General features: G+C 34.4%; 17 protein-coding genes and 1 pseudogene. 10 read left to right on the top strand and 8 right to left on the bottom strand.

What is annotated here, in order from left to right; all coding sequences use genetic code 11:
- Positions 1-427 precede the first annotated feature (427 nt).
- Together htpG and hisC are read left to right on the top strand one after the other, a co-directional pair.
- The gene (htpG, locus tag OXU93_RS04085; protein ID WP_267384649.1) at positions 428-2419 is read left to right on the top strand and encodes a molecular chaperone HtpG; all 1992 of its coding nucleotides are present in this window, start codon (positions 428-430) and stop codon (positions 2417-2419) included.
- A gap of 237 nt (positions 2420-2656) precedes the next feature.
- Positions 2657-3712, top strand: coding sequence for a histidinol-phosphate transaminase (hisC, locus tag OXU93_RS04080; protein WP_267384648.1), 1056 nt, complete (start codon positions 2657-2659; stop codon positions 3710-3712).
- A 436-nt stretch (positions 3713-4148) separates the two neighbouring features.
- Here hisC and OXU93_RS04075 read toward each other — a convergent pair whose 3' ends face one another.
- Positions 4149-5486, bottom strand: coding sequence for a cytosine deaminase (locus tag OXU93_RS04075; RefSeq protein WP_267384647.1), 1338 nt, complete (start codon positions 5484-5486; stop codon positions 4149-4151).
- Between the two features lie 1439 nt (positions 5487-6925).
- Between OXU93_RS04075 and OXU93_RS04070 the strand changes: the two genes are divergently transcribed.
- Complete coding sequence (locus tag OXU93_RS04070) at positions 6926-7273, top strand: translation initiation factor (protein WP_267384646.1); 348 nt, start codon at positions 6926-6928, stop codon at positions 7271-7273.
- A gap of 127 nt (positions 7274-7400) precedes the next feature.
- Here the strand turns inward: OXU93_RS04070 and rpsU are convergent, their stop codons facing one another.
- Positions 7401-7583: a 30S ribosomal protein S21 gene (gene rpsU, locus OXU93_RS04065; protein WP_012596483.1), complete on the bottom strand. Its 183-nt coding sequence runs from the start codon at positions 7581-7583 to the stop codon at positions 7401-7403.
- 172 nt (positions 7584-7755) lie between these two features.
- Complete coding sequence (locus OXU93_RS04060; RefSeq protein ID WP_267384631.1) at positions 7756-10041, bottom strand: IMS domain-containing protein; 2286 nt, start codon at positions 10039-10041, stop codon at positions 7756-7758.
- Between the two features lie 464 nt (positions 10042-10505).
- Here OXU93_RS04060 and pdhA point away from each other — a divergent pair, with 464 nt between their 5' ends.
- A complete protein-coding gene (gene pdhA / locus OXU93_RS04055) occupies positions 10506-11537 on the top strand; it encodes a pyruvate dehydrogenase (acetyl-transferring) E1 component subunit alpha (protein WP_267384629.1) in 1032 nt (343 codons plus the stop codon).
- 154 nt (positions 11538-11691) lie between these two features.
- Here the strand turns inward: pdhA and OXU93_RS04050 are convergent, their stop codons facing one another.
- From OXU93_RS04050 to OXU93_RS04040, 3 genes are all read right to left on the bottom strand, one after another.
- Positions 11692-12057 carry a DUF1815 family protein gene (locus OXU93_RS04050; protein WP_267384786.1) on the bottom strand — a complete coding sequence of 122 codons (366 nt, stop codon included), beginning with the start codon at positions 12055-12057 and terminating at the stop codon, positions 11692-11694.
- Positions 12058-13683: 1626 nt separating this feature from the next.
- The gene (locus OXU93_RS04045) at positions 13684-14499 is read right to left on the bottom strand and encodes a CPBP family intramembrane glutamic endopeptidase (RefSeq protein WP_267384628.1); all 816 of its coding nucleotides are present in this window, start codon (positions 14497-14499) and stop codon (positions 13684-13686) included.
- A gap of 257 nt (positions 14500-14756) precedes the next feature.
- Positions 14757-15152, bottom strand: coding sequence for an AbrB family transcriptional regulator (locus OXU93_RS04040; protein WP_267384627.1), 396 nt, complete (start codon positions 15150-15152; stop codon positions 14757-14759).
- A gap of 531 nt (positions 15153-15683) precedes the next feature.
- On the opposite strand from OXU93_RS04040, the pseudogene OXU93_RS04035 reads away from it, so the two are divergent.
- The 4 genes and pseudogenes from OXU93_RS04035 (at position 15684) to OXU93_RS04020 (ending at position 18384) form a co-directional block, all read left to right on the top strand.
- Positions 15684-16666, top strand: a pseudogene (locus OXU93_RS04035) (succinate dehydrogenase/fumarate reductase iron-sulfur subunit).
- Between the two features lie 386 nt (positions 16667-17052).
- On the top strand, positions 17053-17511 hold the full coding sequence (gene sodN, locus OXU93_RS04030) for a superoxide dismutase, Ni (protein ID WP_267384626.1): 459 nt from the start codon (positions 17053-17055) through the stop codon (positions 17509-17511).
- Positions 17512-17541: 30 nt separating this feature from the next.
- Complete coding sequence (gene sodX, locus OXU93_RS04025; RefSeq protein WP_267384625.1) at positions 17542-17886, top strand: nickel-type superoxide dismutase maturation protease; 345 nt, start codon at positions 17542-17544, stop codon at positions 17884-17886.
- Between the two features lie 360 nt (positions 17887-18246).
- Positions 18247-18384: a hypothetical protein gene (locus OXU93_RS04020; protein ID WP_267384624.1), complete on the top strand. Its 138-nt coding sequence runs from the start codon at positions 18247-18249 to the stop codon at positions 18382-18384.
- A gap of 429 nt (positions 18385-18813) precedes the next feature.
- Here the strand turns inward: OXU93_RS04020 and OXU93_RS04015 are convergent, their stop codons facing one another.
- The gene (locus OXU93_RS04015; protein WP_267384623.1) at positions 18814-19959 is read right to left on the bottom strand and encodes a hypothetical protein; all 1146 of its coding nucleotides are present in this window, start codon (positions 19957-19959) and stop codon (positions 18814-18816) included.
- Positions 19960-20381: 422 nt separating this feature from the next.
- Positions 20382-21062 (bottom strand): MBL fold metallo-hydrolase, encoded by a 681-nt coding sequence (locus OXU93_RS04010; RefSeq protein WP_267384622.1) that lies wholly within the window; start codon positions 21060-21062, stop codon positions 20382-20384.
- A gap of 145 nt (positions 21063-21207) precedes the next feature.
- Between OXU93_RS04010 and OXU93_RS04005 the strand changes: the two genes are divergently transcribed.
- Complete coding sequence (locus OXU93_RS04005) at positions 21208-22692, top strand: site-2 protease family protein (RefSeq protein ID WP_267384620.1); 1485 nt, start codon at positions 21208-21210, stop codon at positions 22690-22692.
- Positions 22693-23034: 342 nt separating this feature from the next.
- Positions 23035-23316, top strand: a complete 282-nt coding sequence (gene purS, locus OXU93_RS04000; protein ID WP_267384619.1) for a phosphoribosylformylglycinamidine synthase subunit PurS — start codon at positions 23035-23037, stop codon at positions 23314-23316.

Genomic DNA, 23316 nt, shown 5'->3' with positions numbered 1-23316 from the left:
TCGCTTTGTTATTGGTATTAAGAGTCGTTTTAAGACCTGTAGCAGTATAGATCAATTTTAAAAAATTGCTAATAGAATAAAATAAGCTTAGGTAAAACTTAAGAGACAAATATATTAGGAAATTAGGTTAAGTTTATAGATAAAATTTTCCTAGACTAGGACAGTATTTTTTCCAATCAAGTAAAATTTAAGTACTCGTTGCCTATCCTTTATCAACTACCATCTGGAGACTGACGGGTTTTTATAAAATCTGTTCCTTGGGAGTCTGGCTAATTTAAGCAAATTTATTCGCAGAAGTCTGATTGTGAATTATAAGTGTACGGAAATCCACATTTGTTTAGTGGGACAATCCCTGAGTGAATATTAACTTATAATCGGGCACAATTATTATTTATAATGTGTAAACACTTTCTAAAATTGAGAAGCTATGACGATACTTGAAAAAGGCAATATTACTATTCATACTGAGAATATTTTTCCCATTATCAAGAAATCTCTCTACACTGATCACGAAATATTCTTACGTGAGTTAATTTCTAACTCTGTTGATGCCATTTCTAAATTTAAAATGGCTGTATTTGCTGGAGAAATGAAAGGAGAAGTTCCCGAGCCTGAAATTATACTTTCAGTTGATAAAAATAACAATACCCTGTCTATTACTGATAATGGCATTGGTATGACAGCTGATGAAATAAAAAAATATATTAATCAGGTTGCCTTCTCTAGCGCGGAAGAATTCATTCATAAGTATCAGAAAGATACCAATGATTTAATTGGTCATTTTGGTTTGGGTTTTTATTCTGCTTTTATGGTGGCTAAAAAAGTTGAAATTGAAACTCTTTCTTACCGAGAAGGTTCCCAAGCAGTACATTGGTCTTGTGATGGTTCTCCTGAATTTGAATTAACAGACTCTTCTCGGACTGAAATTGGAACAACCGTCATCTTAACTTTAATGGATGAGGAGCAAGAATACCTTGAACCATCTCGTATTCGTCAGCTGGTTAAAACTTATTCTGACTTTTTATCAGTTCCCATTAAATTTGAAGGAGAAACTGTCAATAAACAACGCTCCTTGTGGAATGAATCAGCTCAAAATTTAACTAAAGAAGATTACTTGGAATTTTATCGCTATCTCTACCCTTTCCAAGAAGATCCTTTACTTTGGATACACTTAAATACTGACTACCCTTTTTTGGTAACTGGAATTCTCTACTTTCCTAAACTTCGTCCTGATGTAGATGTTTCAAAAGGGTCTATTAAACTCTTTTGTAATCAAGTTTTCGTCAGTGATCATTGTGAAGAAGTTATTCCTGAATTTTTAATGCCATTGCGGGGGGTGATTGACAGTCCTGATATCCCTTTGAATGTTTCTCGTAGTGCGTTAACTAATCATCGTACTGTTCGAGGTATTGCTAATCATATTTCTAAAAAAATTGCTGATCGTCTAAAATCACTTTCGGAGGAAACACCAGAAGAATATATTCGTTGCTGGGAGGATATAGGAACATTTGTTAAATATGGTTCCCTCAAAGAAGATAAATTTAAGAAACAAGTTGAAGATATCCTCATCTATCGGACCACTTATCAGCCTACTGACACATTGACTAAGATTGAGGATAAAGCGGACGTAATTCAAGTAGAAGATAAAAAAGATATTTGGCAGGAGACAGAAGAAAACAACAAAAATACGCAATTAACCTATGAAAGATCAGGATTTACTACCTTAAAAGCTTATTTAGATAGAAATATAAAAACTCATGAAAATAGGGTATTTTATTGTACTGATAAAACTGCCCAAGCAACCTATGTTGAACTCTATAAAAATCAAGAAATAGAAGTCCTATTTATGGATTCTTTCATTGATACTAACTACTTTATCCCTTTCCTGGAACGAGAATATTCTGACGTTCAATTCTCCCGTGTAGATGCAGAATTAGACAAAACCTTATTAAAGAATGATGAGAATAAGGAGATTATTGATCCGGCTACAAATAAAACACGAAGTGAACAAATTAAAGAAATGTTCGAGAAAGCAATCAATAAACCCAAGATAAACGTTCGCACCGAGGCGTTAAAATCAAATACTCCTGAAAGTACTCCTCCTGTGATGGTTCTATTACCTGAGGCAATGCGACGTTTACAGGAAATGACGGCTATGATGAAACAACAAGTTATGGAATTTCCAGAAGAGCATGTATTAGTGATAAATACTAGCCATCCTTTGATTGAAAATATTTATCGATTAAATCAGTCTAGTATTATCCAAGGAACAGGTGAATCTCCTTCTGGAGAGATTTCTAAAATGCTTTGTCAGCACGTTTATGACTTAGCAATAATAGCGCAGCAAGGACTAGGTTCACAAGGAATGAAATCCTTTATAGAACGTTCTAACCAGATGTTAACTCATCTGACAAAATAATATTTTTATCTACATAAATGCATTTTTCCTTAGGATGTTATAAGTAAATAGCATCCTTACTTTTCTTAAAACAAGAATATAGTTAATTATTTTTTGTTTAAGAAGGTAAATAAATAGAAAATTTAGGGCAACTATTTTGTTTTTAATTTTTATTAAAGCATTGTTAAGAAATCTATATATCATTAAGATTCCGCGCTAGACTCTCTGGGTCTAGCAATAGCAACAAATTTCATCTTTATGTCACTTATTCGGGAATGCGTTGAAGAAACGTCAGGTTATATTCCAGGAGAACAGCCTCAAACCGATGATTTTATTAAATTAAATACTAATGAAAATCCTTACTCGCCTCCCCTTGATATTTTTGAGGGACTTCAAGAAGAACTAACAAAAGTAAGATTATATCCTGACCCAGTATCTTCCAAACTACGAAAAGCAGCAGCAAAAGTGTTTGGAGTATCTCCCAACAACATCATAGCAGGCAATGGTTCCGATGACATTTTAAATATTGCAGTAAGGACATTTGTAAATCCAGGAGAAAGTGTTACTTTTCTTGATTTAACTTACTCTTTATACGAGACAATTGCGCGAGTTCATGGTGCATCTGTTACTAAAATTTCTACAAATAATCAATTTACTATTGACCGACCGATTATTTGTCCCGAAGCTAAACTAATATTTGTTGCTTCTCCTAACCCTCCTGTAGGACAACATTTGAAGCGTGATTACTTAGAAAAAACTTGTGAAAAAGCTACTGGAATAGTTTTAATTGATGAGGCTTATACAGATTTTAGTGATAAAAATCATCTTGATTTTTTGAATAAATATGATAATGTCATTATTTCTCGCACTATGTCTAAGAGCTATAGTATAGCAGGAATGCGAGTAGGTTTTGGAATTGCTTCAGTTCCTATAATTGAACAAATGAACAAAGTTAAAGACTCTTATAATTTAGATAGAGTAGCGCAACTTTTGGGTACAAATGCTCTCAATTTTCAAGAATATTTTAAAAAAATTTGGCAAAAAGTTCGTCAAACCCGTAGCCATCTTATTGAATCTCTAAAAGCTTTGGATTTCTCAGTCTTTGATTCTGACTCAAACTTTGTTTTTGCATCTTCTCAATGGATGCCTGCGTCAGAGCTTTACGAAAAATTAAAAGAGAGAAAAATATTGGTGAGATATTTTGAAAATCCTCGTATTAAGGATTATATTAGAATTTCTGTTGGAACCGATCAAGAAATTTTTTTATTGTTAGAGATAATTAAAGAACTTAAATCTAGTTTAGAACTTAGATAATTTTTGTGAGATAAAATCAATGCAAAATCATTACATATTATTTTAATAAAAACAAAAAATATTATTGGAAGATATCAATCTAGTTTCGATATCATTTAATAATCTTCTAGATTGTAATATTGTTCTGTTATTCTATTTTTGCTGGAGATATTAGAGTGTTTTTTAATAGGCTTGTCTATTTTAGAACTCAGTAGTTGCTTTATTACAGGCAATAATATAAATATTGAGTATTAGAATAATTTATTAAAATATAAGACAATTTTTTATCTTGATTTATGCATAGAAATTAAATATAACCTCAGATTCTACTAACTATTCATAGACAAGTAGTGTTTTAACTCAATAAGTTTGGTAAGATACTTTTTAGTTGTTATTAATGCTAACTATAGCAGCTTTTTATTTGATTTTTATTAAAAAGCCCATTTTAAAATAGGCTTTATATACTTTTACTATATTTTTGATTTATTAATGTTAAATTATCTAATTCCGCATATTTGGGCAAGTTAGTATTAATTGGTTTGCCTCGACGTAAAACAATTCGATCACTTTGAGGACGTGACAATAATTCACTGAAATAACGAGCTGTAAATAAAATTAAATCTGCATCTAATCCAACTGAAATTCGACCAATATTAGAAAGTCCCATTAAAGTTGCAGGTGTTTTTGTTACGGTACTACACCAATCACTATAAGGAATATCTAAGTGAGCAATTCTTACAGACTCTTTAAAAACTTCTAGCACATCATGATCACCAAAACCAAAAAAAGGATCTCGACAATTATCACTAGCAAATGTAATAGGAACTTCTTGTTTTTTAAATTCATGGACTTTTGTAATACCCCGCCAATAAGGAGTTGTATTTGAGGCTCGATCCTGAAGATATAGATTACACATTGGCAAACTAACAATTCCAATATTTGCTTGTTTAACCAATTTAATTGTTTGACTAACGACTTCTTGTGGTTGGACCGCTAAACTACAACAATGACCACAAACAATTTGCTTTACAAATTTATGTTTTATAGCAGTTTCAGCAACTTTAGATAAGCAAATTGAATTAGGATCATTATTTTCATCTACGTGAAAATCTAAACATAAGTTACGTTCTTCAGCTAACCTGAAAACTTGGTGAAGTTGTTTATCTAGATGAGGATTCATATAAGTAAATCCACCTAAAACCTCTCCATGGTCAGCGACTTTATCCGCTAGACTGACCCCTTCATCCGTCAAAAAATAATCTAAAGAAACTAGACAAACGGCTTGAAGAATAATTTTTTCTTGCCATTGAGTTTGTAATTCCTTAAAAACTTTAAAAACTAAGTCAGCTTGTTCTCCAAATGAATCTAAATGAGTTCTAATAGCTGTTGTTCCATGAGCATAACTACACTTAAGACCAAACTCCATACGAGCGTAAATATCTTCAGGCCGCCAAAAAGCTTCGGTATCTTTCCTAAGAGTTATCATTGCTGTATCAAATGTTCCGTCCAAATTAGGTGATCGTTCCCAAATATGGCTTTTATCTAAATGAGTATGAATGTCGACAAATCCAGGAAAAATAATACCTCCTTGTAAATCCATAAAAGAATCTTCTATCACAGTAGAGTCAGAGAGAATAATTGAGGAAATTTTTCCTTGGGCAATTTCTAAATCAATTTGACACAAACCTTCTCTGGTATCAGGGATAAAATCTCTATTATCCAATAAACATGAAGGAATATGTGTATTTTTTAGCCAATAGCGATCATTTAAGAAAATATCAGAAATAATAGACATGGGAACAACCAAAGCTTATCTTAACCTGTGCCATAAATAATACTAAGTTAGTGGCTTAAAAATAGAGTTCCTGGGGAGTACATTAACATCTAAATAAGTTAAGTTAATTTATTCTCAATGCTATTATGGAATTTATTCTTAGCCACCTAAAAGTAGTCTTATTGGATAAGTCAACCTCCTCCAAGTCATGGAATTTACTTCAAAACTACCTAGTCGTTCCCTGTCATACTGCAGTCCGTTACATTCTGCAGGTATATCTTGAGTATTTGCAAGAGTCTCTAGCTTTCGTTATCTTCTTTTCAAGAAAGTAAATAATACTTACAAACAAAAGGCTAACTTTTATGTTACCTAATGTTTTCTTTAGTGACTTTATTAACTATTTTATTGTTAAACTGAGGCAGCAGGGTTGATAGTAATATAATGTAATTTAGGCATTCTTCCTCTAAAAGCGTATACCTTAATAGTTTTGTACCATACTTCACTTCAATATAAGTTTCCTGATAGAAATCAAGCACAAACAGATATAGACTATGGAAATTCGATCAAATTTTAGTAAGAAAAACAACCAAAATTTTAATCGAGAAGATATGTTATTAAAATTCTTACTACTCTTTAAGAATTTTTTTAGATCAGACTAAAGTTTTCTCCTAAACTACCAATTACCTCCAGATTATTCAAAATTAATTGGTAATCGTAAAATATTTAGACCAAAGAACCGGCGAAGTTAAAATAGTAAATTTATCTTTTTATATCTTAATTGAAACTTAGTAGTTAGTGAGCTGTAAACCTTTTTGAGCATGACTCAATTATTGTATAAACGCAACTACCGTAAATCCTTAGTATTCTTTTAAGTAACTGCTTTGTCGGATCTCTTAGATAACTCCTAAACTTACTTGCATTAAGTTCAAATTATTTTTGCATAGGACATTATGTTGTATTAGATTTGCAAAAGCTTTGATTAAAGTGTTTAAAATCACAAACAACTCTTTCGATGTAAGATTCCTTGTAACCATACCTTAATCTTAATCAATAAAACAAATTGCTGGTTATTAGTTAGGATATTGAAATATTCAGTATGAATGGTAATGTTGCCTTCTTTATGATAGAAATAGCAAACCTAACTATTCGAAAAATAAATAAACCTTCATTATATTAAACTGCTAATTGTAAATCTATCAGTCTTCTCTTAAAAATTTACCTAACTATAGGAACATTACCTTGCTTTGGATTTAGAAAAAATTTTAAAAAGGTACGATGACCATAAAAAAATCTGCTTAAGACTCAGTTTTGTAGACTGTTCGGCTAAAATTGTTCGACACGAATGGGACTAGTAATTTTACTTAATCCGTTTACTGTGGGGTTTCTGAAAAAAGCAACTAAATAATTTTTACTTACAGTCTAAGATAAAGCTAAATTAGTTTATGTTTATATAATTTGTTATGTCTTCTCAAGGTCAGTCTTCTTCTAAGCGCATTGTCTATCAAGAGTTTAGTTCATTCTCCAACTCAAAGATGTTGGAAAACAAGGGTCAAGATTTACTTCCTGAACAACAAGATATTCGGATACAGCTCACTAGATCAGGACGAAAGGGCAAAACTGTAACTGTTATAACTGGTTTTCAACACTCTGCTGAAAAATTAGCTAAATTGCTAAAACAATTCAAAAGCCGATGCGGTAGTGGCGGGACCATTAAAGATAACATCCTTGAAATTCAAGGAGATCATTGCCAAAAACTAATAACTATTCTTTCTCAATTAGGCTACAAGGTAAAAATTAGTGGCGGTTAATCATCAGAAAAGTTAATCCTCTCCCACTCAGGAGAGGATATAGACACCATAAAACTCTTCAAAATATATCAATAACTTCTAGAAAAATTAACTCACTAAGATGCAGCCTACACCGTAAGTCCGACTCCTAACGGCGGCGTGAGCGCTGTCTTCTACGAGTCGCTTCTTTACGCTTTCGTTTCTCTTGCGGCGTTTCAAAGAATTGATGCTTTTTATAATCTGTATAGATTCCGGCTTTAGCAACCTGTCGCTTAAACCGACGCAAAGCAGATTCAATGGGCTCATTTTGACCGACGACAACTTGGGTCATTGATTAACTCTTATACCTCCTATTTTTTATTACGAGGAACATGCCAACAATCTAATCATTGGCTCTCCCATCACGAGTATCCGTCCAGTTACAGTTCCCCAGCTTATCAGCTACACTACTTTTTGTCAAATTAATTGGTTTCATGACTGAAAAAGTCTGCTTTCCATTCTTCTTAACTAATTAGTTCAAGGGAGTGAATCAACCAACCGTCTTGCTTACGAAGTAATCCATAACGAACTTTTAGCTTATCATCGTAAGATCTACTTGTGCTTCGTTGACCCTTGTTGTAAAAATCAGCAACTTCTCTAATATCAGCCTCGACAACCGCCTTGTTTGGGTTATTATCAGGAATTTTGAGAGATTTTATGGTAACATAATGCTTATACTGCCAATAATTTTTGTTTCTCTTGACATTTTGTGCCCTATCTTCCCAGAGATTGAGCAGAGGAATCGCTAAAATTCTACTTAGTGGTTCAATCTTATAGTCAGGACCAAAAGCATCAGCTTTACTAGATAACCAGATATTAATAACTTTTTTAGCATCTTCTACGGTCAATTTTTCGGGTTGATCTTTTATCTGCTTCGTGACCAAGATCTCTGGTGCTGGAATGGTAATTGGGGGTTGGCGTAGTTCCAAGACCAGTTGTTCTTCCTCCAAAGCAACCAAGGGGGACATAATATATTGAACCCATTTAATTGATGATCCTAGTGCTCCCAAAGTTATCAATGACGCAGCCAAAATAAACCAAGGATGGAGTTTAAAGATTGTTTTGCTGAAACTGTAGGAATTGGTTCGTTCATATGACTCACATTGAGCTTCTTGTTCTGGCTCGCCAACTGTTGTTGGGAAATCTAGAGATAGGTTATTCTGGGCGTTTCGACGAAAATCTTGATTAGAGCTTTTAACGACTGCTCTATCTCTAATTCCTCTTAAAGAATTTTCCCTAAAACTGCGGCGGTATGGAGTCGAAGAAACAGCTGCCCCTGTAGCTAGAGTAGGAACTCCCCCACCTCCACTGACAAGTAACTGTGGTTCTTGATGTTGGAAGCGGGCTTTTCTTAGATATCGTCCCTTCGTGAAAGCCCGCCTTTCCTGAACAACGTGATCATTTCGTGAGATCGCTCTACTTAGCATCACTTCATTTTCTTGTTTCTCCCCAAGAGAAGTCCTTTGAGAGTCAGCAGGTAATTGTTCTAGATAGGTCTGAACTGATTGATCAGCAAAATAATCCTCTAGAGAGTCGGTCCGTTTTTTAAAATCACGAAAATGAGAAAACACTTCCGTGTGTAACCAATGTTGCCCATATAGACACAGCCCAGGCAAAAGATCCGGTGCCCCTTGGGATTGTTGTCTAACGAAAGTCAAGACTTCTTCGTCTTTACATTGTTCTAATGCGAGGATAGCCTCTTGAGTTTCGCCTAAAAGCAAAGAACAAATTCCTTTTTCTAAAGAGACATCCTGAAGTTTCTCTAAGCCCTCCAGAATACTTTTCGCTTCAACTATAAAAGCGGGTTGTCTCCCAATAAAACCACGGGCAATCAAAGAATATACTCTTAGATAAGCAGCCACAGCTGATCGGTAACTGCTTTCACGAAAAAAAATATCTTCTTGTTCAGAAGCTGTCAAGTAAGTCCGTAGTTGTTGAATAAACCGCAAAAAATCGTCTATACCAAGCCCAGAATTGTCATCACCTTGACCATCAATTCCCTGTCTTTCTTGTAGCATTTCTTGAAGTAGGCTTTTACCTCGATCTCGATCATATCGATTTTTTTCAGGTTGAGCCAACAATTCTAAAACTCGGTAGGGACGTAACTTATAAAGTTCTTTGGTGATTTCAATTTGCAATGATGGAAATAAACAATTTTCTTGAAGAATGTTGAGCCCCTTTCCTCCTGAAATCCCTGCTTGTTCATATTCTTCTTGTTGCCATTGTTCTCTGCTCAATTCTAAAGCAGCTAAGGCAATGGTAAGAATAATATCAGTTTGAATCTCGCAGATAAGAGGATACAATTCTGATTGGGGACTTAACAAGATGTTAAGAGAAATTTCACCAAATTTAATGACTAGCTCATATTCTCCTAACTCTTGGAGAATCATTAAGGCCCCTATCCATTGCTCAGACGTAATTTCTAATATTTTAGAGTCTAATGGCGATGAATTAGGAAGTATTTCTTCCTCTGGAGTAGTTAAAAGAATTTCTGAATTAGATTTTAATTGATTGGCAAAAGTGCTTTCTAGAAACAAGGTCTCATGAACAATTTTTTGCTCTGAGTCCGATAATTCCGATAATATTTTATAAGCTTGAGTAAGTAGTTGCTTCCGTGATAAGGTCGCCGTCTTGCTATATTCCCGACGGGGTGATTGCAAACAACGATCATGATAAGCCTGACTAAGCTGCTTATCTGTTACTTGGGGAAGAACTCCCAAAATTCTATAGTAGTCGAGAGGGATACGCACGGTTGATTTCCTCAGAGCCGGGTCAAGACAATAAGCTCATTCTGATTCTTATAGCCTACATTAAGATATGTGTCCAGTCTAAGACACTTAGAAAACAAATCAAAGACAACTGATAACACTATAAGCTCCAGAAAGATTCAGTTACTGGTAACCGTAGACAAGGCTGAACAAGATTATAACTAAAATATTCTAATTAGTAAAATGGTTATTACTAGACTTAGTCTTATAACAACAATAGATATTCTTCCATGCTAACCACATTAACCTAATAGAGTTAATAAGAGTTTATTTAGGCAAAATTTAGGTCTATACGGAATCGCATAATTCTTTTAACATAAAAATCTCATCTCCCTCTATAATTTTTAAGTCGGTATTTTTTGCCCCCATTTAGAGTTTGTGGCTGAACTTAAGTCAACCTCGATTACTCAATGGTCTTAACGAATTATTATAATCTTACAAAATTTATGGTTTCCCAACGAACATTACCAGAATTTGACCAAGCTTCTATCAAAATCACTAAAGAGGAGGGTTTAATCCTCTATGAAGACATGATGCTGGGGCGTTTGTTTGAAGACAAATGTGCTGAAATGTATTACAGAGGCAAAATGTTCGGTTTTGTTCATTTGTACAATGGGCAGGAGGCAGTTTCTACTGGAATAATCAAAGCTTTACGTCCTGACGAAGACTATGTATCTAGTACCTATCGTGATCATGTCCATGCCCTTAGTTGTGGGGTTCCTCCTCACGAGGTGATGGCGGAGTTGTTTGGAAAGGAGACTGGATGTAGCAAAGGACGGGGAGGTTCAATGCACTTGTTCTCTGCACAACATCGGCTGCTGGGGGGCTACGCTTTTGTTGCTGAAGGGATCCCTGTAGCCACAGGAGCCGCTTTCCAAAGTAAATATCGACGGGAAACAATGGGTGATGAATCATCCGATCAGGTCACTGTATGCTTTTTTGGAGATGGAGCCAGCAATAACGGGCAATTTTTTGAATGTCTCAATATGGCCTCATTATGGAAGTTACCCATTATTTACGTAGTTGAAAATAACAATTGGGCAATTGGTATGTCCCACGATCGGGCTACTTCTCAACCAGAAATCTATCGAAAAGCTTCTGTTTTTAATATGACTGGTGTGGAAGTCAATGGGATGGACGTACTAGCTGTTCGTAACGTTGCCCAACAAGCTATTGCCCGTGCCCGTGCTGGAGAAGGACCAACTTTAATTGAAGCTTTGACTTATCGCTTTCGGGGACATTCTTTGGCCGATCCCGATGAACTCAGATCTCCTGACGAAAAAGAATTTTGGGGAGGCTTAGATCCCATTAATAAATTATCTACTTACTTAATCGGGCATAACTTGGCTGATAAACAAGAACTTAAGCATATTGAAGAGAATATTCAAGACAAAATTGCCATGGCTGTCCAATTTGCTCAAGATAGTCCAGAACCTGATACTAATGAGCTCTATCGTTATGTTTTTGCTGAAGATTAATAAGTCATGCCCCTATACCTACCCCTCCTCTAAAACAGGGGACAATTTACTGACTATATACAACATCTAGACATCCTTATAGCAGGAAGTCATCTCTGTCAAAAAAAAGTTGAGGGGATTTACTTATTTGTGTTTCCTCTAAATGTCATAACGTCTAAATTGATTGTATCTGAGGCTCAGGAATCAAACTATCTGGAGTATTAGATTTGGATGGGCCAATTTGATATTTAACCAAATTAGCTAACTCCTGCAACTGACTGATCGCCTCAGCTCCTTCAAGTTTCATCAGCTCAAGATCATCCCGCATTTCTGTCCAGGTAATTCCGTAGTCCGATACTAAAAATCGAATCAGGTGATTTTCTCCTAAGCTAACCATAAATGAAGCACTGTTCATCTGCCCACCACAAGTGTAGCAAGAAGCTAAATAACCTCGTTTTTCAAGTACAATAGCCAGTGCTTGGAGATTGATTACTAAATCTCTCACAAAGCTGCAGTGTTGTTGAGCTAGTCGAGTAAACACTTTTCTTCCTCCGAGTAACACTCCCCATTGTAAAACCCTAACGCTCTTTTTCAATTTTATTTAACGTGTTCAAGATTATGTTTACCCAATGATCGAGGTAACACTAAAATTAATTCAGTACAATAAATAGCGACCTGGCACTAGTCTAGTTCGGTACAATTTTTCTGGTACATACTGCTACATTCCATTGTCTTATTCTCATGTTTTCAAAGTCTTACGCCACATGAAAAGTTTCTAAAAGTCTTAGATTTATTTAAAGGAAAAATTTACCCAATATGTCATCTAAACTTTTTACTTCAATCATTAGAGATTATTCACTCCAATAAATTATCATTTTTCTCTGATTAATATTTGATATAGTTAATTTTTTTACAACTTGATATATCTTAACGCTATCGACTTCGGGTCTAGTAGTGTTGTCATTAGCGATTGCAATTTAATCATACAATAGGCTAGACCAATAAAATTATCAAAAGTACCTAATTGATATTGATGTGGACGGTAATCTCTTATTAATTTATAGTTTACTCTATTTAGAGAGTGCTATTAAGTTGTGAGGAATTCTAAAGCATTCCGTACTTAATAGCGTGCTTTTTTAGCGTGCTTTTTTTAAGAAAAATTTGTAATCTTATAATAAATTTAAGCGAGATATTAGTTAAGAATGTCAATATTGTTTGCAAAATACACATAAAAAGTTGCTGTCTTTAGACAAGCAAAAGGACGATTTTTGACTGATTTAGTAGAATAACTCAAAGGAAAAGAAGTTTCTTACGAACTTTTTAAAATACACTATTTTTAGTAGTCATCATTTTGTTATGGATTTAGTCAAGTAAGTCAATGTTAGTCTATTGAATAAGTAGGGCTATGCTAATGAAAAGCCGATAGTATCTTTCGAAGATATATATTTTTTACCTGAAATATATTATTAATTTCTATTAAAATTAACCATTAAAAAACAAGAAGTTTAATTAATTTTAAATAAATTTCTCGTTTTATATTCAGAAAGAATAAAAATAATATAATTTACGATAGATAGAGTATTTTTTTATTACCTACAGCCTATTATGGTTTTCTACTTTTTTACATTTAGTAAAACAATTAAGAATTAAACTATAGTCTTCAATCGAAGAAATCAAAATGTATTTTAATCACCAAATTAGGTAAGTCTTGATCTAGACAGATTTGAATAAATTTTTAAAGAAAAATAATCTTAAAAGTAGTTAGATAACTTAATCAATCAAATTCTGTGATAAAAAAGGAAACTAAATCTAATATATTAATGCAGTATTATTAGTTTGGATAATCTTTTAAATTGTCTTAGTGCAACTTTGGGTAAAACAGTACTTAAATAAAGTAGAAATCAAGAGTAATCCATTTTACACGTTTAAAAAGTTACCTCAATAACTTGACAATTATCTTAGGGATTTCAATCAACTAATTGTTTTCAGTATACTAAAGTTGACATTACTATTATTTAACTTGGGTAGTTTAATTTCATAGATCATTTGATCGAATTGACCTTATGAATTTCTATCGATAGTTGACCGCGTACAAAATTAATTATAGTCAAAGACTTATCAACTCCCTACAATTTAAGTCCATAGTCGAATTCTTTGCCGAGGTGAGTCAAAGGAATGGAGACAATTGCCATAGAACTAAACCTATTGCTAGCAAACAAAGAATTCCGGACATTCTGGCTAAAGGGGTTTTTTTCCTCCCAACAGCTCCGGCAGTTTCTGTATTGGTATAAGAAATCAACTCAGCCGCATCAATATAGGATAATCCCCAAATCCAACCTGTATGGAGTCCTGATGCTAAAGCTAAGCTTCCTTCATCCATCATTCTAGCTAAGACTAAAACTATCCCCATAATCCATAACCCAGGAAGTTGAGGAATTGTTTCTTGTCTTTCCCATAACAAATGTAAAAGAGCAAAAATACCACTGGAAATAATAGCAGCTATTTCTATAGAATAGTCTTGTTGCAATAATTCAAGCAAAATCCCTCGAAAAATTAATTCTTCAGTAATTCCTACCCAAAGTCCTAGTCCCAATAAAGGAAATCCTAATTTACTTAGACTATATAAGTTACTGTTTTGCCAAATTAATAAACCAAACCATCCTTCAAGTCCGAAAACAATCCCCAAACTGACAATTCCTAATCCTATTCCCAAGATTACAGAAGTCAAGGAAGCCAGTTGTAACTTTAGCCCGTAATCTACTATAGAGGACCCTTCCACTAGAGTAGTTAACCATACTAGAAGAGGAACAGTTAAATAGAGGGATAAAACAAGGGGAAGTTTCTTCGAACCGGCTAAGGGATTAAAAGGTTGCCAGCCAATTTTTCTGGCTATAAACCAGGCTAAAGGTAGCCAGAGTATCATCCAAGTGCCTAGAAAGAGACACACTTTGACTGTTCCAGAAAAAGTCGAGAGTAAAATCATCTAAGCATACAATTAGGATAACAAAGTTATTTCTTATACTGTTCATGTTCTCCTAGAAAAGGGACTATTATAATAACCCTTAGTAAAATATTCGAGTTTAAACAGAACTCCCACAGGAAAACATGGGGCTAACGTCTGTTTCTTATACTACGCCGCCCCAGATAAGACGATGGTCTTCAGGACTAACCATCTATTAGTCCCTAATAAGAACAAGTTAACGTGCACCCATCTAAATCTTTATCTAGATCAAACAATTCTTAAGCTGCTTCTTCCTCAACAACCTCCCCATCATCCCCAATTTGTTTGAGGTGAATATGTTTGTACCCTAATTTAATTTCAAACTCATCTCCAGGTTTCAATCCCATTTCTTGGGTATATGTCGATCCAATAACAATTTGTCCATTTTTGTGCACACTTACACGGTAAGTAGGTTCACGCCCTCGGCCATCTTTAGCAGTTCCTGGTTCTAGGGGAACTCCTTTTGCTCCCAACACCGCATCATAAAACTCTGTCAAATTGACGCGTACTTGCCCATCTTTTGTAAGAGAGTAATAGCCACAATCTTTGGCTGTTTCTCTCCGTGGTTTGTGAGATAGCTCTTTGACTTTTTGAAGTAGGGCTTTTCCCGTTAAAGGGATTGGTTTGTCAGTCATGATGTTATTAACGTTCCTTGATTGAAGTTTAATGATCGTTACCTTTATTGATCATATCAAAAATATAGCGTTATCTTCCTAATAAAATCAAGAAAATTTTCAACAATTATAAACGGGAGAAGCAGATAGTTCAAGGAGATAAAATGCAAGGATAAGCGCTCTCCCTTAAGAAAATTTGTCACTAAGATCGTGATGGATTTGAGTTACTCAGTCTAAAAATAAGTTTTCTAAAGTTAGATTTTATAATCTGGATACTTTTTGTAATACTGAGTTTGTGAAATATACTTACGAACGAACGAAAAGACTAAACTTTAAGATCCTATAGCAATTTATTTAGACTTCAATCTATAGAATTACTCTAGAAGTTGAAAGAACCTCACCGTTTAATTCTATTCTCAAAAGAAAGCTAAACAATAGAGTATATCCTTGATAGAATAATGACTAAGAGATTTTAGTGAATTTGTTAGTGTATTAAACTGATAGGTAAGGTTATCCCTATTTCCCTTTTATGAATCACTCTATTTCTCTCTTATGAAAATTCAATTTAAGATTCTGCGACAAAAGTCTAACAAAAGGCCTCATTTACAGACTTATAATTTAGACGTAGGGTTAAGTGCAACTATTTTAGATTGCCTCAATCGTATCAAATGGGAACAGGATGGGACCCTTGCCTTTCGTAAAAATTGTCGTAATACAATTTGTGGTAGTTGTAGCATGATAATTAATGGTCGTTCTGCCCTGGCTTGCAAGGAAAACGTGGGTGGTGAACTTAAAAAACTCAGACACTCCAGGAAGGACACACCTCCAACTATGATCATTGCTCCCCTAGAAAATCTCCCAGTGGTTAAGGACTTAGTAGTTAACATGTCCCATTTTTGGAGAAAATTAGAAGCCATAAACCCTTATGTCAGTATCAAGGCACACTCTATTCCTAAGCGGGAATTTATGCAAACTTCCGAAGAACGGTTGCAACTAAATCAGTCCAGTAGCTGTATTATGTGTGGAGCCTGTTATTCCGAATGCAATACTCTTAAAGTCAACTCTGATTTTGTTGGACCTCACGCTCTCGCTAAAACGCAACGCATGATAGTTGACTCACGAGACACAGCAACTGATACTCGCATAGAAGCCCAAGATATTGGAACAAGAGGAGTCTGGGGATGTACTCGTTGCCATTTTTGCAATGTAGTTTGTCCTATGGGTGTTTTTCCCATGGACCAGATTAGTTATATTAAACAAAAAATTTTGGACCGTAAAGATTCTCAAGACAGTCGTGTTATCCGACACCGTAAAGTATTGGTAAATTTAGTTAAACAGGGGGATGGATCGATGAGCGTAAGTTTGGATTATTTGTTGTAGGAAACTATTTGAGGGATCTAAATGGATTATTTAGTCTTGCTCCTCTAGGAGTACGAATGTTAGCTAGTGGTAAATTTCCTCTCTTTTTTGAACCATCAAAAGGGACTAATGAAGTTCGGTTACTAATTGAGCGAGTACAGAAAAAAAATCGTTAAGAACTTATTTTTAAATACTTAGCAATCCCATAACACTTTTTATAGGGAGATAAGTGTAAGGGGCAGTTGTAATATGACCTAGAAAATAACTTGTCTAAACCATATAAATTGTAAAATAGTTGACTTTATCCTAGTTGATTCTAATATTTTAACCTTTGTGTTCAAAAACAATATTCAAGTAATTAAGTTGAACTTTTAAAGTATGATTATTAGTAAGCCATTAAGGATAGGGGCAAGAATCCAGAATTCAATATATGAAATGCCGACACTTTTCAACTAAGATTATTAGTAAGGAAGTTATAAGGAGATGTTTTCTACTGAAAACAGCTCCTTATAGTAACGTTTCCAAACATTTTATTGAAAGATTAGATACATCTCAAAAAACTATGCTCAACATAATTGCTAGTCAAATTAAAAAGCATTTCCGTGCACCAAAAGTTAGTGCTCACTGTGATGGACCTTGCGGTGTTTATGATTCCGCTTCTGCTCGTATTTACGCTGAAGCAGTGTTATCTATGACTAAAAAAATCTTAGACCTTAATCCTTCCGCTGGAGATCATGCTACTGCTAATACTCTTTCCCGCTATATTTCAATTAAGGAAGAGCAAGCACAAAAGACTAAAGAAGAATTACTTATTCTTTGGACTGATTACTTTAAGCCTGTACATTTGGAACAATATCCTGATCTCCACGACACTTTTTGGAAAGCGGCTAAACTTTGCTCTGTTTGCAAGGTAGAAGTTGACTTAGACAGAGCTAATGAATTACTCGTTACTGTTGAGAAAATTCATAATATGTTCTGGTCTAGTAAGAATCGGGATGTTGCTTGGGTGAAAGCTAGTTAAATTTGTTTATTTTAGGTGGTAGGCATACAGTTGATCCTCACTAGTAATAATCAAGAACTACTTCTCTGGTTGTTAAGATTGCGTCAACGTTTTCGTGTTACAGGTCCTTCTATGTTTCCCCTACTTAAAGAGGGAGAGGAGGTCCTTGTAGACACGAGAGCCTACCGCCGCTGTTTACCAGAAATAGGAGATTTAGTTGTAGCTAAGCACCCTTATTATCAGGACTTAAAGATTATTAAACGAATTGTTTTAGTTGACGAAAATGGTAACTACTTTTTATTAGGAAACAATACGAGACAAAGTAATGATAGTAGGTCTTTTGGCTTTATAGATATTTATAGCATTATTGGTAAAGTTACCAGTAAATTCCCTTAAAACATAATTATTTTTCTAAAAAACTTTCACACTATAATAGGCTAGATAGGAAATTGCTCTTGTAATTAGTGTTTGGACATTTTCTTGTTTGAATATTGACCCTATATTAATAATAATTTATTTTCTAGTTTTAGAAATACTATAAAATTATTAATTCCTGGCAACATTAGAACATCGTAACTTTAACTAAAATTATTGACAAATTACTTCGTGAATTATTTTAGTTATGTTAATGAGTCCGTGGCTAGTTAACTGAACTTTCTTAAGAAGAAAAGTGAAAATAGTTCATCCAATTAGGGGAAGATATAATGAAATTAATTTTGAGACGATGAAGGACAGATTGTGAGAGGGTCGATTATCATGAGTTGTCTTATCAAGTTCGTCTTAGCTAGTACAGTTGTTTTTTGTATTGCCGATCTAATTCCATTTCCTGATTTACCTTCTGGCATGATTGTTTATATGATTAGTCAATATCAACAACAAAATCAACACAAATAAAATATGTATAATTTTACTCCTACTTTGTAAGATATTATCTATTTAAACTCTTTACCTGAAATAATTTAAAGTTTAAGATTGATAATGTATATTCTGGAAGTTATTAACTTTGAGAGATAGCAATCTAGCTAAAAGCTAGGATCATAAAATTGAGATATGAAACATTGTTTATGCTTTGTAATTTTTTATATAAAAGTGTAGAGAGTAATCTCAGCAAGTTAAAGAAGAAAGGAAATGATGTCAAATAAAAACTTGCAAAAAAAATGCACTATTATAAATAGGATTTAGCTAAAAAAGTGATTATTCAGATACGCCATCATAAAAAATATCAATTAAATTGCTTAGATTAGCACTTTTCTATTGCTGTTGTTTATGAGATATAACAAATATGTTTATTCACGTTTATCTGAACTTGATTACTTACTTGTTTTAGCTTTTAATAGTCCATAGTAAAACCCGATTATTTCCAGAATCAGAAATGATAGCCGTGTCATTGCAAACTGAAATGCCATAAGGCCAGTTTAAACTGTTACGATAAGTCCTACCATAGAAACGATTCTCTCCTTTGCTAGAGAAATCAAGTTGGCCCATTAATCCTTGGGAAGTTGTCCCCATTTCTAGTAAATTTATCCATCCTAATAAACGAGAATTAGCAGTATCTGTCACAATTAGCCATTGCTCACCAACAGCTATGCCATAAGGCATACTGAGAGTATTAGAGGATGGATAATAAACTCCTTGATTAAGTTCTACGTCTTCAAAATTCAATTGACCTAAGACTAGTTTACAGGGAACATTATTTTCAGCTGGTATTCCATCCCAAATCATGACCCGATTATTTCCCGCGTCAGTCACAACGAGGTTATTCTGCCAAATTGTCAACGCATGAGGCCAACGCATACTTGAAGCGGTTGGAGTTCCTCCTCCATTTTCGTCTCGTAGGTTCATCTGGGATTGCCCGAGAACAAAATCTGCTGGTTGTCCATTGAATTCTGGAAGTTGATTCCATACCAAAACTCGTCTATTTCCAGTATCTGCAACAAAAAAATAACCACGATAGTAAAAAACCCCATAAGGCCAATGCATTCTATCCGCAGCTGTATCAATCTCTCCTCGGTTACTTTGATTTTGGTGAAAGTCTGTTTGTCCTAATACAATATCTGCAGGCACATTATGATCTTGGGGGAGTTCCTTCCAAATTAAAACCCGATGGTTCCAAGCATCAGCTACTGCCAATCCTTCTCCACAGCTGCAAATGCCCGTAGGAACACTGACAGTATTGCTTTTAGGAATTCCATTTGCATTTTGTCCTTCCTGGTAAAAGTCTGGTTGTCCAATTACGAAGTCTGCGGGTTCGTTATCAATTTTAGGTCGGTTTTTCCACCCCAACAATCGATGATGTCCTGTATCTGCTACCCATAACGGACCAGTTTCGGAGACTAAACAAGCACCTCTTGGTCCAAACATAGTAGTTGCATCAGGTTTTACGGGCATTACCAAAGCATCAGAGGACTGTTCTCCTAAAATAATAGATGCGCCTTCAGGGGCAAGAAATTGAAATGATGACTTATCCATTTTATGTTGCAAAGATAATATTTAGATTAATTTGAGAAGCAGTTAGGGAATTTTTATGGCATGTAGATGTAGATAATACTATATCTTAATAATTAGATTGTCTTGATATTTTAGAACGTTATTTATAATTACTTATAGTTATATCACTACCTATATTATCTTTTGATATAGTTTATATAATCACCATAAATGAAATAAGACTTTATGAAAAATGAACTATTATTTTTTACCTACTTTAGAATTAATATTCCTAACGTAGGGTATAGCAGAAAAAGTAAAAAGATTAGAATTCTTGGTTTTATTTTTGGACAATTAAACAATATCCAACTAAACTTGCAAAAAAATATTATATTATCTTTAATCTTTTCTTAAAAATAAATAAAAATTGTAAGAATATGAAAATAAATAAAGCATACACGAAATCATCGTCTGATGGGAGTTTTACGAAGATTTTCCAAATTTAAATTAGATAATTGCTCATAAGCTCTGTCAATCAACCCTTTTTCTAGCATAAATTTCATATTGGCTCCTGGGCAAATATAAGTGAGAGAGCTATAGGTGAAGTGATTGAGTAACACCTGAACACTATTTAGCTGACGTGACCAATGGAACGTCTTAGCTGATCGTAAAGGTGTTAGATTTCCTGAGGAATCAAATAAAAGATGTCTTCCAGTAAAAAGAATTCCTCCATGCAAACTCCAATAAAGACAAGAAGAACCGGGAGAATAACCAGGAGTCCAAATTCCTTTAATGTCTGAACTCAGCAAAATTTCTTCTTTGAAAGAAGTCACCGTTATCTCTGGGAGCAGATAGGCTTCTTGTTCCTGAAGAACAACAGAACACTTTAGAGCGTTTTGCAAGGATTTTACTGATTTACTTATGCAACCACGATGAGTGATAAATAAATAACGCACTCCCCCGTGTTGTTGAAGAAAGTCTTCAACTTGTTGATTCCAATTAGGACAATCCACTAAGATATTGCCAGTTTTTTCTAAAATGAAGTAAGTTGTCAGTCCCAAAGTATCTTGATTGGGAGGAAAAGCAAACAACCCCTCTAATAGTTGTTGAGGAGGTTTAAAAAATCTAGCTGTCTTTTGAAACATAATAGGTGAAAAGCAGATGTTAATTTATTACAGGAGATCTTAAAACTGAGTGTGGCCTTATAACCCTATTATTCCTCAATTTAGTAAATCATCTCAATCATGAACGATGGAGATGATTGCTTAACACATTCTTTAATAAATAACTATGTGGTTACTTTCATTGTTACTTACTCTAAGCATTACTACTTATATACTCATTAAGCGCACTGTAACGTCAGTCACTCGTACCCCCGCTTGGCTATTATGGTTAGTTGTTATGACTCCTCCTATAGCTTGGACAGTATGGTATATGGTAATGGGAGAAGAAGAGCCGATTTCCTTAATGTGGATTATCTTGCCTTTATTGATTTGCTTTATTACTTATGGATGGTTAATTTCTATTGGACGTATCCTCACAGAAACCCGAGGTAATCATAATTTTTCTTTATCCCCTAACCATGAAAAAAACATAAGTACTTTAGGCAGTCCCGTTTTTATTCGTCCAATTACTGTTACTGAAGAACAGTCATTGAGGGATTGTTTCCCTTGGGGCGTTTATTACTTGCAGAATTTAGATTATCGTCCCCAAGCCATTCTTTGTCGAGGAAAGTTACGGACAACCCCAGAAAAAGCATATCAATCCATTAAAACTAATATTGAGCGGGTTTTTGGTGATCGATTTTTAATTCTCTTTCAGGAAAGTTTACAGGGACAACCTTTTTTTGCTCTAGTGGCGAATCCTTGGGCTAAATCTCAGCAAAAAGGACCTGGACAACCTATTGTACGTCCATTATTTGCTCTAGGCTTACTATTACTAACATTGTTCACTACAACAATTGTCGGTACTGAAATAGCTGGTATTTCAGTGGAACAATGGCAAGAGAATTTAAAATTGCTATTAAAAGGATTACCTTATAGTTTGGGAGTAATTCTCATATTAGGCACTCATGAACTAGGTCATTACTTAACTGCCATTCGTTATAAAATTGTCACAACCCTACCCTATTTTATCCCCATTCCTTTTTTTCTGGGAACCTTCGGGGCATTTATTCAAATAAAATCTCCTATTCCTAACCGTAAAGCCTTGTTTGATGTCGGTGTAGCAGGACCTTTAGGTGGATTTATTATAACTGTTCCTATCCTATTGTGGGGATTATCTCTGTCAGAAATCGTACCTCAGATTGAGGAATCCAATCTGTTAAATATACAAGCATTTGATCCTCGAATTTCCTTTTTATTTGCTATTTTAACTAAAATAGCCTGTGGAAGTAGTTTTATAGCCGAAAAGTCCGTTCATCTTCATCCTCTAGCCATCGCTGGTTATATAGGATTAATTGTTACAGCATTGAATTTAATGCCTGTAGGACAGCTCGATGGGGGACATATTGTTCATGGGATGTTCGGGCAACGAATAGCAATTATTATCGGTCAATTTACTCGATTGTTTATCTTGGTATTAGGAATCATCAGACAAGAGTTTTTATTATGGGCAATTCTACTCTTTTTTATGCCCAACTCTGAGCAGACTGCCCTAAATGATGTAACCGAATTAGATAACAAACGAGATGTTTTAGGGTTATTTTCATTAGCATTGCTAATAATGATTTTACTTCCTTTACCTAGGACAGTAGCCCAATGGTTAAATCTTTAAACTAGTTAAAAGTTAGATTAATTGACTATAAATTAAGTCCGTATAAACCAATCGTCTCTGAACTAGATAGGTTACTATATAAAATAGTATTTGCTTTAAAAGATTAAACTACAAGGAAACTCTCTACCGGTTAAGGTTTTTACTTGCCTTGTTTGATCAAGCCTTTAGAGCATAATAAACTGTAACCGATCTTAAGAGTTGATATTAATTTTTGAATCCTAAATATAAGTCCTTAACTGGAGTTGAAATAGTATAGTCCAAAGACTTGAATAAATAGAAGACCTACACTCAAGAACAAATGTATTAAACTTTAAAGATTATCTTTGTAATAATTAATATTCTATGTCTCAACAATACCAGTGTTATATTTACATTACCCTTAGACCATCAGTATTGGATCCTGCGGGGACCGCAGTTGAATCAGGATTAAAGCAGTTAGGCTATCAAGAGGTTGAAAAAGTGAGGATTGGTAAATATATTGAATTGACTTTAATAGCTAATAACGAGATCGATGCTAAAGAACAACTTGAACAAATGTGTGATCAATTATTAGCTAATCCAGTCATTGAAAATTATTGTTTTGAGGTAACACCTGTCAATATGATTCAATCCTCAATGAGGTGA

It is taken from the genome of Cyanobacterium sp. uoEpiScrs1, assembly GCF_947331815.1.
Taxonomy (GTDB): Bacteria; Cyanobacteriota; Cyanobacteriia; order Cyanobacteriales; family Microcystaceae; genus Rippkaea.
Note: the sequence above shows the minus strand (reverse complement) of the source record. Positions and strands in the feature narration are given on the sequence as shown.

What these genes read in the sequence shown, in the direction of transcription:
- OXU93_RS04005 (WP_267384620.1), top strand. Translation starts at nt 21,208, where the DNA reads ATGTGGTTACTTTCATTGTTACTTACTCTAAGCATTACTACTTATATA.
- OXU93_RS04045 (WP_267384628.1), bottom strand. Translation starts at nt 14,499, where the DNA reads ATGATTTTACTCTCGACTTTTTCTGGAACAGTCAAAGTGTGTCTCTTT.
- pdhA (WP_267384629.1), top strand. Translation starts at nt 10,506, where the DNA reads ATGGTTTCCCAACGAACATTACCAGAATTTGACCAAGCTTCTATCAAA.
- OXU93_RS04015 (WP_267384623.1), bottom strand. Translation starts at nt 19,959, where the DNA reads ATGGATAAGTCATCATTTCAATTTCTTGCCCCTGAAGGCGCATCTATT.
- htpG (WP_267384649.1), top strand. Translation starts at nt 428, where the DNA reads ATGACGATACTTGAAAAAGGCAATATTACTATTCATACTGAGAATATT.
- hisC (WP_267384648.1), top strand. Translation starts at nt 2,657, where the DNA reads ATGTCACTTATTCGGGAATGCGTTGAAGAAACGTCAGGTTATATTCCA.
- OXU93_RS04010 (WP_267384622.1), bottom strand. Translation starts at nt 21,062, where the DNA reads ATGTTTCAAAAGACAGCTAGATTTTTTAAACCTCCTCAACAACTATTA.
- OXU93_RS04075 (WP_267384647.1), bottom strand. Translation starts at nt 5,486, where the DNA reads ATGTCTATTATTTCTGATATTTTCTTAAATGATCGCTATTGGCTAAAA.
- OXU93_RS04070 (WP_267384646.1), top strand. Translation starts at nt 6,926, where the DNA reads ATGTCTTCTCAAGGTCAGTCTTCTTCTAAGCGCATTGTCTATCAAGAG.
- OXU93_RS04040 (WP_267384627.1), bottom strand. Translation starts at nt 15,152, where the DNA reads ATGACTGACAAACCAATCCCTTTAACGGGAAAAGCCCTACTTCAAAAA.
- rpsU (WP_012596483.1), bottom strand. Translation starts at nt 7,583, where the DNA reads ATGACCCAAGTTGTCGTCGGTCAAAATGAGCCCATTGAATCTGCTTTG.
- sodN (WP_267384626.1), top strand. Translation starts at nt 17,053, where the DNA reads ATGCTCAACATAATTGCTAGTCAAATTAAAAAGCATTTCCGTGCACCA.
- OXU93_RS04020 (WP_267384624.1), top strand. Translation starts at nt 18,247, where the DNA reads ATGAGTTGTCTTATCAAGTTCGTCTTAGCTAGTACAGTTGTTTTTTGT.
- purS (WP_267384619.1), top strand. Translation starts at nt 23,035, where the DNA reads ATGTCTCAACAATACCAGTGTTATATTTACATTACCCTTAGACCATCA.